Source organism: Mesobacterium hydrothermale, from assembly GCF_035818635.1.
In the GTDB taxonomy this organism is placed as follows: Bacteria; Pseudomonadota; Alphaproteobacteria; order Rhodobacterales; family Rhodobacteraceae; genus Mesobacterium_A; species Mesobacterium_A hydrothermale.
Window position 1 is genome coordinate 215647 of record NZ_JAYLLH010000003.1, and the last position, 17552, is coordinate 233198.

Sequence of the window (17552 nt, forward strand, 5' to 3'; positions counted from 1 at the left end):
TGGCGCTAGCAATGTGCAACACGAAATTCCGCCGACAGGAGGCCCCGACCCGATGCCCGATTTCCAGAAAATCCTGATCGCCAACCGAGGCGAGATCGCGATCCGCATCATGCGGGCCGCCAACGAGATGGGCAAGAAAACCGTCGCCGTCTACGCCGAGGAAGACAAGCTGGGCCTGCACCGGTTCAAGGCCGACGAGGCCTATCGCATCGGCGAAGGCATGGGCCCGGTCGCCGCCTACCTGTCGATCGATGAAATCATCCGTGTCGCCAAGGAATGTGGCGCGGACGCGATCCACCCGGGCTATGGGCTGCTGTCGGAAAACCCCGATTTCGTCGATGCCTGCGTGACCAACGGCATCACCTTCATCGGTCCGAAGGCCGACACTATGCGCGCGCTCGGCGACAAGGCCAGCGCCCGCAAGGTGGCCATCGCCGCCGGCGTCCCGGTCATCCCCGCGACCGAGGTGCTGGGCAACGACTTTGACGCCATCGCCAGGGAAGCGGACGAGATCGGCTATCCGCTGATGCTCAAGGCCAGCTGGGGCGGCGGCGGTCGCGGCATGCGCCCGATCAACGGCCCCGACGAACTGAAGGACAAGGTGCTGGAAGGTCGGCGCGAAGCCGAGGCCGCCTTTGGCAACGGCGAAGGCTATCTGGAAAAGATGATCACCCGGGCCCGCCACGTCGAGGTTCAGATCCTGGGCGACAAGCATGGCAATATCTATCACCTGTATGAACGCGACTGTTCGGTCCAGCGCCGCAACCAGAAGGTCGTCGAACGCGCCCCGGCCCCCTATCTGTCCGAGGCACAGCGCGAGGAAATCTGCGAATTGGGGCGCAAGATCTGCGCCCATGTGAATTACGAATGCGCCGGCACCGTCGAATTCCTGATGGATATGGACAGCGGCAAGTTTTACTTCATCGAGGTCAACCCCCGCGTTCAGGTCGAACACACCGTGACCGAGGAAGTGACCGGCATCGACATCGTGCAGGCCCAGATCATGATCGCCGAGGGCAAGTCGCTGGCCGAGGCCACCGGCAAGGCCAGCCAGTATGACATCCGCCTGACAGGCCATGCCCTGCAGACCCGGATCACCACCGAGGACCCGACCAACAACTTCATCCCCGACTATGGCCGCATCACCGCCTTTCGGTCGGCCACCGGCATGGGCATCCGTCTGGATGGCGGCACCGCCTATGCGGGAGGCGTGATCACGCGCTATTACGACTCGCTGCTGGTCAAGGTCACCGCCAAGGCACAGACACCGGAAAAGGCGATCCACCGGATGGACCGCGCGCTGCGCGAATTCCGCATCCGCGGCGTCAGCACGAATATCGAATTCGTCATCAACCTGCTGAAGCACCCGACCTTCCTGAACAACCAGTATTCGACCAAATTCATCGACACCACGCCGGAACTGTTCGATTTCAAGAAGCGCCGCGACCGGGGCACCAAGGTTCTGACCTATATCGCCGACATCACGGTGAACGGTCACCCCGAGGTGCAGGGACGTCCGAAACCGGCTGCCGACCTGAAACCCGCCCGCGCGCCCAAGGTGCGCAAGGATGACGCCCCCGCCGGCACCAAGACCCTGCTGGACTCCGAAGGGCCCAAGGCCGTGGCGGACTGGATGCTGGCGCACGACAAGCTGCTGATCACCGACACCACGATGCGTGACGGACATCAGTCGCTCTTGGCCACCCGGATGCGGTCGCGCGACATGATCGAAGTCGCCCCGGCCTATGCCGCCAGGCTGCCGCAGTTGTTCAGCGTCGAATGCTGGGGCGGCGCGACCTTCGACGTCGCCTATCGGTTCCTGCAGGAATGCCCCTGGCAGCGCCTGCGCGACCTGCGCAAGGCGATGCCCAACGTCATGACCCAGATGCTGCTGCGCGGGGCCAATGGTGTGGGCTACACGAACTATCCCGACAACGTGGTGCAGTTCTTCGTGAAGCAGGCGGCAGAGACCGGTGTCGACGTGTTCCGGGTGTTCGACTCGCTCAACTGGGTCGAAAACATGCGCGTCGCGATGGATGCCGTGCTGGACACCGGCCGCGTGCTGGAAGGCACGATCTGCTATACCGGCGATATCCTTGACCCCGACCGGGCCAAGTACGACCTGAAATACTATGTCGCCATGGGCAAGGAACTGCGCGACGCGGGCGCCCATGTGCTGGGGCTCAAGGACATGGCGGGCCTGCTCAAGGCGCCTGCCGCCGGGCCTTTGGTCAAGGCGCTGAAGGAAGAGGTCGGCCTGCCCGTCCATTTCCACACCCATGACACTTCGGGCGCCGCGATTTCCACGATCATCGCGGCGGCGGATGCCGGGGTCGATGCCGTCGATGCCGCGATGGACGCGCTGTCGGGCAACACCAGCCAGCCGACGCTGGGTTCGGTCGTCGAGGCCTTCCGCTTCACCCAGCGCGACACCGGGCTGGACATCGCCGCGATCCGCGAGATTTCCAACTACTGGGAAGCCGTGCGCGGCCAGTATGCCGCGTTTGAATCCGGCATGCAGGCCCCCGCATCCGAGGTCTATCTGCACGAAATGCCCGGCGGGCAGTTCACCAACCTCAAGGCGCAGGCGCGCAGCATGGGGCTGGAGGAACGCTGGCACGAGGTCGCCCAGACCTATGCCGACGTGAACCAGATGTTCGGGGATATCGTCAAGGTCACCCCGTCGTCCAAGGTGGTGGGCGACATGGCACTGATGATGGTCAGCCAGGGCCTGACCCGGGCGCAGGTCGAAGACCCGGGGACCGAACTGAGCTTCCCGGATTCGGTCATCGACATGATGAAGGGCAGCCTGGGCCAACCGCCGGGCGGCTGGCCCAAGGCGATCCAGAAGAAGATCCTGAAGGATGAGGCGCCCTTCACCGACCGCCCCGGCCTGCATGCCGCGCCGATCGACATCGAAGAGACCCGCGCCAAGCTGTCGGAGCAGTTGAACGGGCTGGCGATCGACGACGAGGACCTGAACGGCTACCTGATGTATCCCAAGGTCTTCACCGACTATGCCGAGCGGCATGAAATCTATGGCCCGGTGCGCACCCTGCCGACGCGCACGTTCTTTTATGGCATGGAGCCCGGCGAAGAGATCACCGCGGAAATCGACCCCGGCAAGACGCTGGAGATCCGCCTGCAAGCGGTGGGCGAGCCGCAGGACGATGGCGAGGTCCGGGTGTTCTTTGAACTGAACGGCCAGCCGCGCACCATCCGCGTGCCCGACCGCAAGGCCAAGGCCAGCAGCGCCGCACGGCCCAAGGCCGAGATCGGGAACGCCAACCACATCGGCGCGCCGATGCCGGGTGTCGTGGCGTCGATCGTGGTGGCCGCGGGTGACACCGTCAAGGAAGGCGACCTGCTGCTGACGATCGAGGCCATGAAGATGGAAACCGGTATCCACGCCGAACGTGATGCGGTGGTGAAGGCTGTGCACGTCGGCGCAGGCGCGCAGATCGACGCCAAGGACCTGCTGGTCGAACTGGAATGATGCGCACTGTTTTGGCCGCCTGCGTCATGAGCCTGTCACTGTCCTGCGCGGCTGTCGCGCTGGACCCGCTGATCAACTTCGATAGCGACGACCGGCAGATGAACGCTGCCATCGAAGAGGCCCGCAGCTTTCTGCCAACCGTTCTGGACCACCTGATTGCGCCGGATGGCATCGCCCATCCGGCACTCAGTCTGAAAGTGGCGGTTCCGGTTGACGCACCGGGCATGGACAACGAAGTCATCTGGGTCGACGAAGTCCGCCGCAGGGGCACTGGCTTGCGCGGAGAGCTGGCCAACGAACCGGTCTATTTTGACGGCGCAGTTGGGGACCACCTTGATTTCGGACTGGATCAGATCGCGGATTGGGGCGTCTTTGGCAGCGACGGACGGCTTTATGGCCACTATACCACCCGCGTCATTGTCACAACGCTGCCAAAGAAAGAGGCCAAGCAAATCAGTGATCTACTGTCGGCCAAGCCTCTGCCCGACGGCTGGTAACCGCGTTCAGCCGTCGACCAACGCCTTCATCGCTGCCAGAAGCTGGGCCACCTCGCCCAGCGTGTTGTAGTGCGACGGCGACACGCGCACGCAGCTGTCGAGGCCGAGCGGGTCCAGCACGTTGCCGCTGTAGTTGTCGTTCTTGCGCATGTGCACCCGGACGCCCGCGGCGTTCAGATGCGCCACCACATCGGCCGAGGCCGCGCCCTCGAGCACGAAGGACACCACGCCTTCGCGCCCCTCGATCCGGTCACCGCCGATCAGGGTGACGCCGGGCAGTTCGCCCAGCCCCGGCAGGTTGCCGGTGCCTTCGATCAGGGCGCGCGCAAGCGCCTGTTCCTGAAGCTTGATCGCGCCTGCCGCAGCCTCGAGCCGGGATCGGGGATCGGTGGCGTCGCTTACCTCTCCGCCCAGCCAGTCGAAATAGGCGATCACGTCGGAAAAGGTGGCGTAGGCCCCGGTGTCGCGCGTCCCCAGTTCCCAGGCGTCGGCGGCAGAGCCGACAAGCTGGTCCTTCATGGTCAGGCTCAGCCGTTCCGATGCCCAGCCCACGCCATAGCCATGGCGCGAGAACATCTTGTAGGGTGACACCGCATAGCCATCGGCGCCGATCCCTGCCACGTCCACCGCGCCATGGCTGGCGTGCTGGATGCCGTCGACGATGATGAACGCCTCGGGCGCGATTTCCCGCACCAGGGCCGCCACTGCCGCCACATCGACCGCCATGCCGGTCACCGGCGAGGTGTGCACGATGCTGACCACCCGGGTGTCCGGCGTCAGCAGGGCGCGATAGGCCTCGACCCCGACCACGCCTGTGGCATCGTCATGGGCGACGCGCAGGTGGCTGCGCCCGGTCACATCGGCATAGCGCGCCATGGCGCTGTTGGAGGCCGGATGTTCCAGCGTCGAGCCCACCATGGTGCCCCCCGGGGCAGCCGCCAGCGCCGCGGTGCGGATCAGGCGGAACAGCACCTCGGTCCCGCTTTCGCCGACGAAGACGCGGCCGGCCGCCCCGTTGAAGAACAGCGCCATGTCGGCCTTGCCCCGCGCGATCGTCTCGACCAGCGCCGTGCTGGCGGCGTTGTCGCGGCCCTGGTTGTCGGGGATCGAGGCATAGAAGGCCGAGGTTTCAACCACCGACTTCAGGTGCAGCGCCCCGCCCGCGTTTTCGAAAAACACCCGTGGCCCGGTGAAGGGGCAGGCATCGACATGGGCAAAACGGTCGCGAACGGCCTGCATCAGGCCGGGGGTGTCGGCGATCATGGCATCTCTCCTTGCGGTCAGGCGCGCAGACGCGCACCCTCTGGGTCAAACGGTGGGCGGTCCAGAACGCGCGCATCGTGCGGCCGTCCCAGGATAGCCACTTGCACGGCATCGCCCGGCCCCGCAAGCCCCGCCTTGAGGTAGGCGATCGCCAGCGACCTGCCGACCGTGTAGCCGTAGGTGCCGGAACTGACCTGTCCCACCGGTGTGCCATCGGGCAGGAACACCGGCTCTCCTCCGGTGGCGTCGGCATCCTGCACGTCGATTTCCAGCATCAGCATCAGGTCGCGGGGGGCCTTGTCGCGGATCCTTTCCCAGGCTGCCTTGTTCAGGAACGCCTTGTCGGCGCGGATCAGCCCGTCCAGACCGGATTCCTGCGGCCAGTATTCCGGCGAATAATCCCGGCCCCAGCTGCCATAGCCCTTTTCCACACGCAGGCTCATCAACGCGCGGCTGCCAACCGGCCCGGCGCCAACCGCCTGCCCGGCCTCCAGCAGCGCGGCGTAAAGCGCGCGCTGGTCGGATTCGGCACAATGCAGTTCCCAGCCCAGATCGCCGGTAAAGCTGACCCGCACCGCCACCACGTCGATCCCCGCCACGGTGATCCGTTGGGACCGGAAGAACGGGAAGGCATCGTTCGACAGGTCGGCATTGGTCAGGCGTTGCAACAGGTCGCGCGACAACGGCCCGGCGACATTGAAGCCGCAGACCTGTTCGGTCAGGCTTTCGAATGTCGTGCCTTCGGGCAGAGGCACCTGGCGGAAGAACCGCAGGTGGAACCGTTCCGCCATGCCCGAGCCGATCACCCAGAATTCGTCCTCTGCCAGCCGGGTTACAGTAAAATCGCCGGCGATCCCGCCGCGTTTGCCGATCAGCGGCGTCAGGCAGGACCGGCCAACGCGCGTCGGCATGCGGTTGGCGAAAATCGCGTTCAGCCACTGTTCCGCCCCCGACCCGCTGACGCGGTATTTGGCAAAGTTCGAAATGTCGATGATCCCGGCCCTGTCGCGCAGCATCGCGCATTCGCGGCCCACGCTGTCCCACCACGGCTGCCGGGTGAACCCGGCGCTGTCGGGGGTACCCGCGTCGAAATACAGCGGATGTTCCCAGCCATAGTTCAGCCCGAACACCGCGCCCAGCGCCTGCTGGTCGGGGTGGACCGGGCGGGTGCGCACCGGGCGGCCCGCTGCGCGTTCTTCGCCCGGGAAATGGATCTTGAAGCGGTGGGCATACTGGTCCTGCACCCGGGCACGGGTGAACGCCTTGCCCGCCCAAGCGCCAAAGCGCGCCATGTCCCAGCCGAACATGTCCAGGCTGGGTTCGCCTTCGACCATCCATTCGGCGGCCAGCTTGCCCAAGCCTCCCGATTGCGAAAAGCCGGGGATGATGCCGCAGCAGCAGAAATAGCCGGTCATTTCCGGCACCGGCCCGAACAGGGCGGATGAATCCGGCGACCAGATCATCGGGCCGTTGATGACCCGCTTGATGCCGGCGGTGCCCACAACCGGCACCCGGTCGATGGCGCGCAGCATGTTTTCCTCGATCCGCTCCAGATCGTCGGGGAACAGTTCGTGGCCAAAACCCATCGGCGTGCCGTCCTCGGCCCAGAACCGCATGTCCTTTTCATAGGCCCCGACCAGCAGGCCCTTGCCTTCCTGCCGCAGGTAATATTCCCCGTCGCGGTCGGCGACCGAGGGCAGGCGGCGATCCAGCGCCGCGATCTCGGCAATCGTTTCGGTGACGAAATACTGGTGTTCGGTCGGCAAGAGCGGCAGCTCCAGCCCCGCCATCGCCGCCACTTCGCGCGCCCAGAGACCGGCGGCGTTGATCACCCAGGGTGTACGGATATCGCCCTGTTCCGTACGCACAATCCAAGTGCCATCGGTCTGCGCCTCGGTTCCCGTGACCGGGGTGAAGCGATGGATCTCTGCCCCGTTCTGGCGGGCGCCCGCCGCATAGGCATGGGTCACGCCCGACGGATCGACATTGCCGCCATCGGGTTCGAACATGATGCAGCGGATACCGTCGAAATCGACCAGCGGGTGCAGGCGTTCGGCCTCGTCGCGGCTGACCTCGTGGAAATTCATGCCATAGCGGCGGGCCTTGGCCTCTTGCAAGCGCAGCTGGTGTTCGCGGGCTTCTGTCTGCGCAAGGTACAAAGAGCCGGGCTGGTAAACGCCGCAGCTTTGGCCGGTCTCTTGCTCCAACTGTTTATACAGGGTCATCGTATAGTGCTGGAGCCGCGAGATATTTGTGCTGTCGTGCAGCCCGTGAATGTTGGCGGCGGCGTGCCAGGTGCTGCCAGAGGTCAGTTCAGAGCGTTCCAGCAGAACCACGTCGGTCCAGCCAAGTTTCGTCAGGTGATAGAGGATGGAGCAGCCGACAAGGCCGCCGCCGATCACAACGGCCTGAGCATGGGTGCGCATGGGGCGTCCTTTCCGGGGTCGTCAAACGGTGGGGTCATAAAGATGGGCCGCGACGGCAGAAAAATCGCCGCCTTTCGGCAGGTTCAGGATGGCGTCGCGCAGGGCGGCGGCGCGCGCCTGTCCCAGCACGGGACCGGCGAATTCCATGTATTTCGCGGTGATATCCTCGGGCGCGAAAGGCCGTTCCGGCCCGCCCCGCGCGTGGGTTTCGCCAGACCGCAGTTCGGTGCCATCGGTCAGCGTGATGGTGACATCGGCCCAGCGCCCTTCGGGATAGCAGGCCTCGTAGATCGGGTCCTCGACCAGGTCGGTCAGCGCCACAAGCCGTGCGACCGCGGGGTCCGACAGACCGGGGCCAGAGATATGCTCCAGCCCGATCCGCCCGTTCACCAGCATCGCCGCCACCGCGAAGGGCAGGCTGTATTGCGCCTGCGACGTGGTGTCGGGCAGGCCCGAATACAGGCACACCGCGTTGTGAAAGGTGCGGATGGTGATGCGCGCCACGTCGCTGGCGGCGAACCCATGCTGTAGCAACAGCGCCCGCGCGGCATCAATCGGGGCATGGGCCCAGCGGCAGATCGGATAGGGCTTGATATACTGGTGATCGGTTTGCCAGAACCTGCCCAGATCGGCCCAGTAGCGCGCCGCCTCGGGCGCCTCGACCGTCACGGCGGGGGCGCCGGTAAAGCCCTCGCCCGCCAGAACCGCCGCCGACATGCCGGCCAGCGCGCCCCAGCCCGATCCGTCATGCAGCATAGTGGGCGTTGCGATTTCGCGCATCATCTGGCTGCGGGGGCCGTGATATTCGGCAATGCCCAGCCCCTGCCGCAGCTGTTCTGGTGATTGCCGCCAAAGCCGCGCCGCCATCGCCGCGACACCCAGCGCGTTCCATGCGCCCGAGGTGTGGTAGTCACTGACCGTGTTGTGCAGGGCAACCGCGGCACGGCCGGCGATCTCATAGCCGATGACCAGCGCGGCCAGTGCCTCGTCCCCGGCGAGGTCGGGCATGGCTTCGGCCAGGGCCGCCAGTGTCGGTATGATGACCACGCCGGCATGCCCCTTGGTCGGGTTATAGCCATCGTGCCCATCCAGATTATCGGTCTGGGTGGCGGCGGCGAACACCGCGCCCGCCAGGCTGACCCGCCGGCCATCGAACAGCATCCGCGCCTCGGATCCGCCGTATAGCCGCACGGCGGCGTTGCGCCCGATCACCCCCGCTGTCATCGGGGCCGAGGCCGCGCAGATGCCCAGCGTGTCCAGCAGCAAGAACGCGGCCTGTGCACGGGTCTGTTCGGGAATATCGCCCGGGCGGCTGTCCAGCACGAAGCGGGTCACAGCCTGCAAGGTCGAGGACGGGGACGTGTCGGTCATGGGCGCACCTCTGAACGGGATGTGCGCCAGACTATCCCGGCCAGCGCCGGGCACACGCGAGAAAACCGGGGACAACGCATAAATATTCCTTGGTCATTCGCAGCAGTTTCGCAATGGTGACCCCATCTGACAGGGCGCATCATGAAAAAACCGACTCCACCACCTCTGCATTTCATTCGGTCTTTCGAGGTTGCGGCCCGGCATCTCAGCTTTACCCGCGCGGCAGAGGAACTGGGCTATACACAGGCCGCGATCAGCACGCATATCCGGGCGCTCGAACACTATGTCGGGCGGGCGCTGTTCACGCGGGGCGCACGCAGCCTGCACCTGACCGAAATCGGAGAGGCGTTTCTGCCGTCGCTCCGGCAGGCGCTGCAACAGATCGACGACGCCACCGATGCCATCGTCAAAAGCTCGCGCGAGGAAAGCGTGGTGCTGGCCTGCCCGACCAGCCTGGCCGAAAGCTGGGTGCCGGGGGTACTTGCGCGGTTCCGTGAAACCCATCCGCAGGTCGAGGTGCTGCTGCACGGCACGGTCTGGGAACGCGCCGATCGTGACATTGCCGATATCGTCATCGCAATCCACCGCGAGGACGAGGTTCCGCCCGGTTGCCGGCAACTGCTTCCCGAAACATTGGCGCTGGTCTGTGCGCCCGATCTGGCCAAGCGGATCACGCGCCCGGCTGACCTTGTCGGCATGCCGCAGATCTCGGTCGCCGGACGGCAGGAAACCATGACAGCGATGCTGGAGGCGATGGACCAGCCACCGTTCGATCCACCGCCAGGCACATTGCGCACAAACGGGTCCAACACGGCTCTGGAACTGGCTGCGCAGGGCTTGGGCGTAGCGGTGGTGCTGTCGTCGCTGGCGGGGCGGTATCTGCGGGACGGGCGGTTGGCGGAACCGTTCGATGTCCGCCCGGACAGCCCGTGGAAATACTACCTGTCCTCGGCACCGCGCCTATCGCGCGCCGCGGCAGCACTGGTCGATTGCCTGATGCACGGCGTGTAACCTGCGGTGCGTGTGCGACCGGTGGTCTTGTCTGGGGGGCTTTTTTCGGGGGAGCTTTTTTGGGGGTCTCGGCGTCCGACCCGGCCCAGTCAGACTGGCCGGGTCGGAGCCCGGTGGCAATGCAAAGCTCTCCCAATCCTCGCATCCGCCACGTTCCTGGGCCCGCTCAACCCGCCCGTAGACGGGGATCAAACCCATGATGCGTGTTCGGCATCGTTTTTCGCCATCGCGCAAAATTTACGCCTCTCCCTGACGGCTGGCGCTCACCTTACCGAAAAATCGCGCATTGTCTAATACCTTTGTCGCATGACCCTTGAAAACTGAAAATCGGGTACCATTTAACTTGGTCGCTCGGCCGCAGCTCTTTGATTGTCCCGCGCCTCTTTCAGCACATCGGCGATCTGTTGAAACACCGTTTTGCGGGCCGAACTGGGGCGCCACGCCAGAACGACTGTGCGCGGGCAGGCGTCGGGCAAGGGGGTCAGCCTGACCTCTCCGCGCACCACGGTACCGGCGTCTATGGCAAGGTTGGGCAACAAGGTGATGCCCAGCCCCTCGGACACCATCGAGACCAGCGTTTGCAAGCTGGTCGCGGCAAAGCTTTCATCCTGCTCCAGATGCCGGCCGGGATAGGCTTGCAAGGCGTGGCGTTGCAGGCAATGCCCTTTTTCCAGCAGCATCAGTTGGCCGCCGTCCTGCAACAGGTTCTGCCCCGGGCGGGCCAGGTCATGCAGTGGTGTGGCCAGCTGATAGCCGTCTTCGAACAGCGGGCTGTATTCCAACGTGCCGATGTCGAAAGGTAACGCGATCAGGATCACATCCAGCCGCCCGCCGGTCAGCCCCGCGATCAGGTTTTCGGTGATTTCTTCGCGCAGATAGACCTTGAGGTTCGGAAACCTGCGCCGGATCGCGGGCAGCGCCTGCGGGATCAGGTATGGCCCGACCGTGGGAATCGCGCCCAACCGCAGATCACCCTGGTCGGGCTGACGATGCGCACGGGCCAGCGTCTCGATCTCTTGCGCATCCAGAAGCAACGCCCGGGCGCGCTGCGCCACGTCGGCTCCCAAGGGTGTCAGCATGACCTTGCGCCGGGTGCGTTCGATCAACTGCGCCCCCAGACGTTCTTCCAGTTCCTTGATCCCGGCGCTGAGCGTGGGCTGGGTGACAAAACACAGGTCCGCCGCGCGCGAAAAATTCAACGTGTCGGCAACCGCCACAAGGAACCGCATTTGCTGTAGGGTGATCATTTATAGATTTTTCCTATCTAATTTAGTTTTATAATCAATTTCACATTGCATCGGCAATCCCCTATCTCTGGCGCATCAACCCTGACAACAGTCACGACGGAGACACAGACATGACCGATCAAATCCAGCCCACTGGGCCCCGCCTGAACGAAACCGCCCCCGCCTTCGATGCGCCCACCACCCATGGCCGCAAGACACTGGAAGATTATCGCGGCAAATGGCTGATCCTGTTTTCGCACCCGGCGGACTTCACCCCGGTCTGCACCACCGAATTCATCGCCTTCGCCAAGATGCAGGACGCGTTCACCGCGATGAACACCGAACTTCTGGGCCTTTCGATTGACAGCCACTACAGCCACATTGCCTGGATGCTGAACATCAAGGAAAAGTTCGGGGTCGAGATCAAATTCCCGATCATCGCCGACCTGAACATGGCCGTGGCACAGGCCTATGGCATGATCCAGCCGGGCGCGTCAGACACCGCCGCCGTGCGGGCGACGTTCATCATCGACCCCGAAGGCGTGCTGCGCGCCATGGTCTATTACCCGATGAACGCGGGCCGGTCGGTTGCGGAAATCCACCGCCTGCTGGTCGCCCTTCAGACCGCAGACGAACACAAATGCGCCATGCCCGAAAACTGGAAACCGGGTGACGAGGTGATCGTGCCGACCCCTGCCACGCCTGAGGCCGCAATGGCCCGTGCCGGCGAAGGCTACAACACTGTCGATTGGTATTTCTCGACACGCGCAATCTGAGCCCACGGGGCGGCCGCTTACCGTGGCCGCCCCGTCCCGTCACCACAGACCTTGGGGAACGTGCATTCGTCACCCCATCCGGTCGTCAAACCCTTTCGGGACCAAGCAACCGGATGCCGGAGACACGTTCTTCAAGACCCCGACACGATGAAGGGGGCCATCGTCATCCGCTGCTCGATGTCGATCCGCGTTCTGGGGCCACTGCCCCCACCACCGCCTGCTGGACAATGTCCGCGAAACAGCAGGGATCAAGGTGGTCTGGAGCCTGCCCCCAAAAGCCGATCATTTTTCCGCAGCGCCGTGGTTCAAGCAATAGCTGGGCGCCCGGGCCGCGATCGGCGCCAGGGTGACGGGTGTGCAGAAGTTGCGGACGGAAATCTATTGCCTGTCCAACGCTTTCCCCACAGACGGCAGCCAGTGGGATCACCTGTTCTACGATGGCGATGCGTTCAGCGTCAGAAATATCCCTGTGACGGCGACGGTCTTGCGAGCCATACTCTGGCGTCGATCAGCCGTCTCGCGCGCGATGCGGCTTTTGTCCATGGCACGCTGATGATGGCGGCGTTGGACGGGACTTTCCGCGGGGGGCACCCGCCGCGGGAGTTCTTGTCTTTTGCGCTAGGCTTCGCAGGTCATGTCCTGCCCACAGCACATCGGGGACTTGATCTTGCCCTCGCACTTGGGACAGCGGGAAATCTGCACCTGCGATCCGTCATCCAGCGTCAGGGTGTCGTTCACAAGCGGTTCGTTGCAATCGGCACAAGAGGCATTCACCCCCATGCCGCAGACGCTACACCGATAGGTGGCCATCGCGTTTCCTTCCATTTGTTCGCAGGATGAGTGTTGAACCCGGCACCTGCCCTGTCAACGATTCAGATCGCCCCCCGAAACAAGACGCCGCGGCAGCGCCCATACAGGGGGATGTCAGGCTGCTTGTGGCATGGCCTGCATGCGGTCTTCGATCAGTTCGGCATGAAGCGCGGCAATGGCCGCATCCATCATCGCGCGGTCCAGTACGAACTGCACATCGACATTGCGCGGTCCCTGACTTGCACCGATTACCTCCAACCCGGCGCCGGCAATGGCTTGCAAGCCACGGGTCAGCACCGACAAGCCGTTCAGGTCGCGCCCGATCACCGAAACCATCGCAAGGCGGCGGGTGGTCACAGTGGCGGCGGGATAGATCGCCTTGATGTCACGCTCGACCCGGCGCAGCGTTTTCAGCGAGCTGTCCAGGTAATGCGTGATCGTGTTGGCATTCGAAACCTTCGACACGATCCGCACGTTGTGGCGTTTCAGGATATCGAGGATCGCTGCATCATAACCCTTGACGCCCACCATATCCTGTTCGAACACCTCCAGCGTCACGATCTCGAGCCCGGTGATGATTTCCACCGCCGGTTCTGTCGCGGGCTGATCGTCGATCAGTGTGCCGGGGTCGTCGGGTTCGAACGCATTGGTGACCCGAAGCGGCACATCGGCCTGTCGCAGGGTCTTGGCCGCCTTGGGGTGGATCGCTTCCATTCCCATGTTCGACAACTGGTCGGCCACGTCATAGTTTGTCCTGCCCAGCTTGCGCACGGCGCCTTCCCCCACCAGCCCGGGATCGCAGGACGACAGGTGAAATTCCTTGTGAATGATCGCCTCACGCGCGCCGGTCAGCGCCGCCATCCGCGAAAATGTGACCTCGGAATAGCCCCGGTCAAATTCGCCCACCAACCCTTCGACGCATTGGGCATAGCCAGTGACGATGGGCATTTCGCGGGACGGATCGACACCGTTCAGCGCGCTCAGGATGCGAGCGTCAAGACTTGCGTCGCCGTCATCGCGCCAGCCAGACAGGTCGACAAACCGGGCGTCGACACCCGCGCGTTGCAGCATCAGGACCGTGACAAAGGCCGAATGCGCCTCTCCCAGTCCGGACAGCAATTCGCGCGTCTGGCCCATGTGTTCCGCCAGACGGAAATGGCCGTAGGAACACAGCCGTTGCAGATCGAACAGGCAGCCACGGGTGCCGTGGATGCGTTCATCGACAAAGGCATCGGCCTGCTGGCGGTCGCCGGGATGGCCAAGGATGGCCGCATGCGCCGCTTTCATCGCGGCGGCAACACGATCCAACTGGTCGTGCCAGCCTTGATTGGTATCATCGTTGGCGAACAACGCGTAGACGCCGGGCTCCCCAGATTTCTTGTGTTCCAGCAACAGGTTGGTGATGCCACCAAAAGCAGAGACCACGAATATGCGACCATAGAGGTCGGGGCCCGTCCGGCCGCCGATGAACAGCGTATCGCGCAGGTCCTTCAGACGGGACATGGATGTCCCGCCGATCTTTTCCACGGTGTGGGTCATGTCAGGCCTCCTTGGGCACCGCGTAGGAGCCATCCGGCTGGTGCACCTCGTCGCCGGTGACCGGCGGATTGAAACAACAGGCCATGACCAGTTCTTCTTCGGCGCGCAGGATGTGACGGTCGTGCTTGTCCAGCGCGTACATCACGCCGGGCCTGATCGCATGGGTTTCGCCGGTGGCCAGATCCGTGATCGAGCCTGTGCCCTTCATGCAATATACGCTTTCGAAGTGGTTCTTGTATTCGAACGTATGTTCCGAACCTTCCTCCAGAAACGTGATGTGAAAGGAAAACCCCATCCCGTCGTTTGCCAGCAGCATCCGTACCGATGTCCAGCGGGCATCAGATACCACGCGATCGCGGTCGGTTTTGATGATCTCGTCGAAGTCTCTTACGATCATGCCTGTTACTCCGCTGCGATCTTGGTGGGGGCGGCCAGCACATCGCGCGCGGCGGCCAGAAGGATGTCAAACCCTTTGGCAAAGGTCGCCTTGGGCGTGGTCAGCGGCGCCAAAACCTTGACCACCTGGTCTTCGTTGCCAGAGGTTTCGATCACCAACCCGTTTTCAAAGGCGCGGCTGCAGATTGCGCCGGCCAGTTCACCCGAGCCGACATCGACGCCTTGCATCAGGCCGCGGCCTTTCAGCCGGGCACCCGGCACCATGTCCGCCAGTTCGGTCAGTCCGGCGCGGATCAGTTCGGCCTTCCGGCCCAGTTCCGCCTGGAAGGTGCCATCGGCCCAGAACTTTTCAATCGCGACACGGGCGGTGACGAACGCATGAGTGTTCCCTCGGAAGGTACCGTTGTGTTCGGCCGGGCCGAACACGTCATGGTCCGGGCGCACCAGCACCATCGCCATCGGCAGACCAAAGCCCGACACCGATTTCGCCATGGTCACGATATCCGGGGTAACGCCCATCTCCTCGAAGGAAAAGAACGTGCCGCAGCGACCGCAGCCGGCCTGGATGTCGTCAATGATTAGCAGCGCGCCATGGTCGCGGGCCAACTTGGCGATACGCTGCACCCACGCGGGGCTGGCAACGTTCAACCCGCCTTCGCCCTGCACCGTTTCCAGCAGAATCGCGGCCGGGGCATCCACGCCGCCGGATTTGTCGGACAGCATCGCCTTGAGGAAATCGGCGCTGTCGGCGGCATCGCCGAAATAGCCGTCAAATGGCATCCGCGTCACGCCGTTCAATGCCATGCCCGCGCCGCCGCGGTGATACCCGTTGCCGGTCGCGGCAAGCGCCCCGGCGGTGACGCCGTGAAAGCCGTTTGTGAAGGCGATGATATTGGTCCGGCCCGTCACCTTGCGGGCGATCTTCATCGCCGCCTCGACAGCGTTGGCACCGGTTGGGCCGGTGAACATCACCCGATGATCCATGCCGCGCGGCGACAGGATATAGGACTCGAAAGCTTCAAGAAAATCGGCCTTGGCGGTGGTGTGAAAATCCAACCCGTGAGCGATGCCGTCAGCGGCGATATGATCGATCAACGCCGCCTTCATGTCGGGATCGTTATGGCCATAGTTCAGCGAAGAACATCCGGCAAGGAAGTCGATCCACCGGTTGCCGCTATCGTCGAACAACTCTGAGCCGCGGGCGGTTGCGAAGGTCGACGGCATCGACCGGCAGTAAGACCGCGCTTCGCTTTCGCGGCGTTCGAAAATCGCGGGGGTTTGGGTCATGTCCTTGGGCATGATCTCTCCTTTTCGGAAATGTCTGGGAAATGGTGCTCAGGCGGCGCGCGCCAGGTTTTCGGCCGGGGGCAGCGTGATCGTCACCATGTGTTCGGTTGCGTGGTGCCCGTCGAAATGCGCTTCGCGCTGGAAATGCGGCTTTTCCGTCAGGGGGGCGCCGAGCGACCGCGCAAAGCTGCGGAACAGCGCCCAAGAGGCGGCATTGTCCCGGGTGATTGTGGTTTTCAGGTGATCCGCATCGGCACAGGCGTCACGGTCGATCAGCTCTTGCAGCATCCGCCTGCCAAGGCCCAGGCCACGCGCCTTGGGGCTGACAGCGACCTGCCAGATGAACAGTTCGGAGCGGTCCGGGATCATGTGGCCGGAAATCCATCCGACGATCTGCCCGTCCATCTCGGCCACCACGCAGGTATCGCGGAAATGGTCGGCCTGGACCAGGTTGCAATACATCGAGTTCTCGTCGAGCGGCTTGCAGGTTTTCACAAGCGCCCAGATGTCCGCCCCGTCTGTCGCGTTGGGTTTGCGCAGGCGGGGCTGACGCGTTCGGGTGGGTACACTGTCTTTCGGCACGGGCTCAGGGCCTCCTTATTAGTTCGATTAACTAACTAGTTTAGAGTGCCTTGAGTTTCAAGGGCATCATAGAATTTGTAGGAACCCCATATTATTTTTAGATTTTTAGGCCAAAGTCAGCACAACACCCCACATCGGCGGGTGTCTACATTCAGAAATTTGCTTAGGTACTTTTCACATTTTTCAGAAAGGTGGTTCGTCGATTGAAGCATTCCCGACTCGGTGGCATACTCAGCGGATGACGACGCCCCTTCATGATCGTACCGACGAAAGCCTGATCGCCCTGCGCCGTATCCTGCGCGCGACCGAGCTTTATGCCCGCGACCTTGCCCATGCCGCCGGGCTGACCCCGGCACAGTTGCGGGTGTTGCAGATCGTGGCCGCCCGCGACGATGCCACGCCCAAGGCGCTGGCCCGCCAGATGGGGGTGAGCCAGGCGACGGTGACCGCGCTGGTGGACAAGCTGGTGGCGCGTGGATTGGTCGAACGGGTTCCGTCGCAAACCGACCGGCGCCAGACGTATGTCGTGGCCACGCCGCAAGGCCGCAGCCGGTTGCAAGATGCGCCCGACGCCCTGCAACAGCGCTATGTCCGCGCCTTTGCCAAGCTGGCCGATTGGGAACAGGCCCAGTTGGTGGCGTCGCTGGAACGGGTGGCCGACATGCTGGACGCGCGTGACATCGACGCCGCGCCAGTTCTGACCAGTGGGGAAATCCAGCCGCCAAGACCGGGCTGATCCACACGCCGGGCCGGCCCGGGGACATGTTGGCCTGAAAACGCCCCCCGGCCCGTGTGCCTAGTGGATTGATCGCGACAAACGAGTCCGAATTGGGATTCCCATTTGGTGCTGGCCGTGCGAGTCATGCTGATGC

General features: G+C 63.8%; 14 protein-coding genes. 5 read left to right on the forward strand and 9 right to left on the reverse strand.

Features of this window, described 5'->3' with window-relative positions; all coding sequences use genetic code 11:
- Positions 1–52: 52 nt before the first annotated feature.
- The gene (locus VK792_RS03940) at positions 53–3496 is read left to right on the forward strand and encodes a pyruvate carboxylase (protein ID WP_326296046.1); all 3444 of its coding nucleotides are present in this window, start codon (positions 53–55) and stop codon (positions 3494–3496) included.
- 26 nt (positions 3497–3522) lie between these two features.
- Positions 3523–3993 carry a DUF2314 domain-containing protein gene (locus VK792_RS03945; protein ID WP_326296047.1) on the forward strand — a complete coding sequence of 157 codons (471 nt, stop codon included), beginning with the start codon at positions 3523–3525 and terminating at the stop codon, positions 3991–3993.
- Between the two features lie 6 nt (positions 3994–3999).
- Here VK792_RS03945 and VK792_RS03950 read toward each other — a convergent pair whose 3' ends face one another.
- Genes VK792_RS03950 through VK792_RS03960 form a run of 3 tightly spaced genes read right to left on the reverse strand, consistent with a single transcriptional unit; the run spans position 4000 to position 9053 of the window.
- Entirely contained in the window at positions 4000–5256 is a 1257-nt protein-coding gene (locus VK792_RS03950; protein ID WP_326296048.1) for an aminotransferase class V-fold PLP-dependent enzyme, read from the reverse strand.
- Between the two features lie 17 nt (positions 5257–5273).
- Positions 5274–7682, reverse strand: a complete 2409-nt coding sequence (locus tag VK792_RS03955) for a GcvT family protein (RefSeq protein WP_326296049.1) — start codon at positions 7680–7682, stop codon at positions 5274–5276.
- 21 nt (positions 7683–7703) lie between these two features.
- On the reverse strand, positions 7704–9053 hold the full coding sequence (locus VK792_RS03960) for an MmgE/PrpD family protein (RefSeq protein ID WP_326296050.1): 1350 nt from the start codon (positions 9051–9053) through the stop codon (positions 7704–7706).
- Between the two features lie 141 nt (positions 9054–9194).
- Between VK792_RS03960 and VK792_RS03965 the strand changes: the two genes are divergently transcribed.
- Positions 9195–10064 carry a LysR substrate-binding domain-containing protein gene (locus tag VK792_RS03965; protein WP_326296051.1) on the forward strand — a complete coding sequence of 290 codons (870 nt, stop codon included), beginning with the start codon at positions 9195–9197 and terminating at the stop codon, positions 10062–10064.
- 338 nt (positions 10065–10402) lie between these two features.
- Here VK792_RS03965 and VK792_RS03970 read toward each other — a convergent pair whose 3' ends face one another.
- A complete protein-coding gene (locus VK792_RS03970; protein ID WP_326296052.1) occupies positions 10403–11311 on the reverse strand; it encodes a hydrogen peroxide-inducible genes activator in 909 nt (302 codons plus the stop codon).
- A gap of 110 nt (positions 11312–11421) precedes the next feature.
- Here VK792_RS03970 and VK792_RS03975 point away from each other — a divergent pair, with 110 nt between their 5' ends.
- Positions 11422–12066 carry a peroxiredoxin gene (locus tag VK792_RS03975; RefSeq protein WP_326296053.1) on the forward strand — a complete coding sequence of 215 codons (645 nt, stop codon included), beginning with the start codon at positions 11422–11424 and terminating at the stop codon, positions 12064–12066.
- 618 nt (positions 12067–12684) lie between these two features.
- On the opposite strand, the gene VK792_RS03980 is transcribed toward VK792_RS03975, so the two are convergent.
- The 5 genes from VK792_RS03980 to ectA all read right to left on the reverse strand — a co-directional run bounded on the left by VK792_RS03980 (position 12685) and on the right by ectA (position 16680).
- The gene (locus tag VK792_RS03980; protein ID WP_326296054.1) at positions 12685–12876 is read right to left on the reverse strand and encodes a hypothetical protein; all 192 of its coding nucleotides are present in this window, start codon (positions 12874–12876) and stop codon (positions 12685–12687) included.
- A gap of 114 nt (positions 12877–12990) precedes the next feature.
- A complete protein-coding gene (locus VK792_RS03985) occupies positions 12991–14415 on the reverse strand; it encodes an aspartate kinase (protein ID WP_326296055.1) in 1425 nt (474 codons plus the stop codon).
- 1 nt (position 14416) lies between these two features.
- Positions 14417–14812, reverse strand: coding sequence for an ectoine synthase (locus VK792_RS03990; RefSeq protein ID WP_326296056.1), 396 nt, complete (start codon positions 14810–14812; stop codon positions 14417–14419).
- Between the two features lie 5 nt (positions 14813–14817).
- Complete coding sequence (gene ectB / locus VK792_RS03995) at positions 14818–16110, reverse strand: diaminobutyrate--2-oxoglutarate transaminase (RefSeq protein WP_326296057.1); 1293 nt, start codon at positions 16108–16110, stop codon at positions 14818–14820.
- Between the two features lie 36 nt (positions 16111–16146).
- On the reverse strand, positions 16147–16680 hold the full coding sequence (ectA, locus tag VK792_RS04000) for a diaminobutyrate acetyltransferase (RefSeq protein ID WP_326296058.1): 534 nt from the start codon (positions 16678–16680) through the stop codon (positions 16147–16149).
- Between the two features lie 238 nt (positions 16681–16918).
- Between ectA and VK792_RS04005 the strand changes: the two genes are divergently transcribed.
- Positions 16919–17416 (forward strand): MarR family winged helix-turn-helix transcriptional regulator, encoded by a 498-nt coding sequence (locus VK792_RS04005; RefSeq protein ID WP_326296059.1) that lies wholly within the window; start codon positions 16919–16921, stop codon positions 17414–17416.
- Positions 17417–17552: the final 136 nt, after the last annotated feature.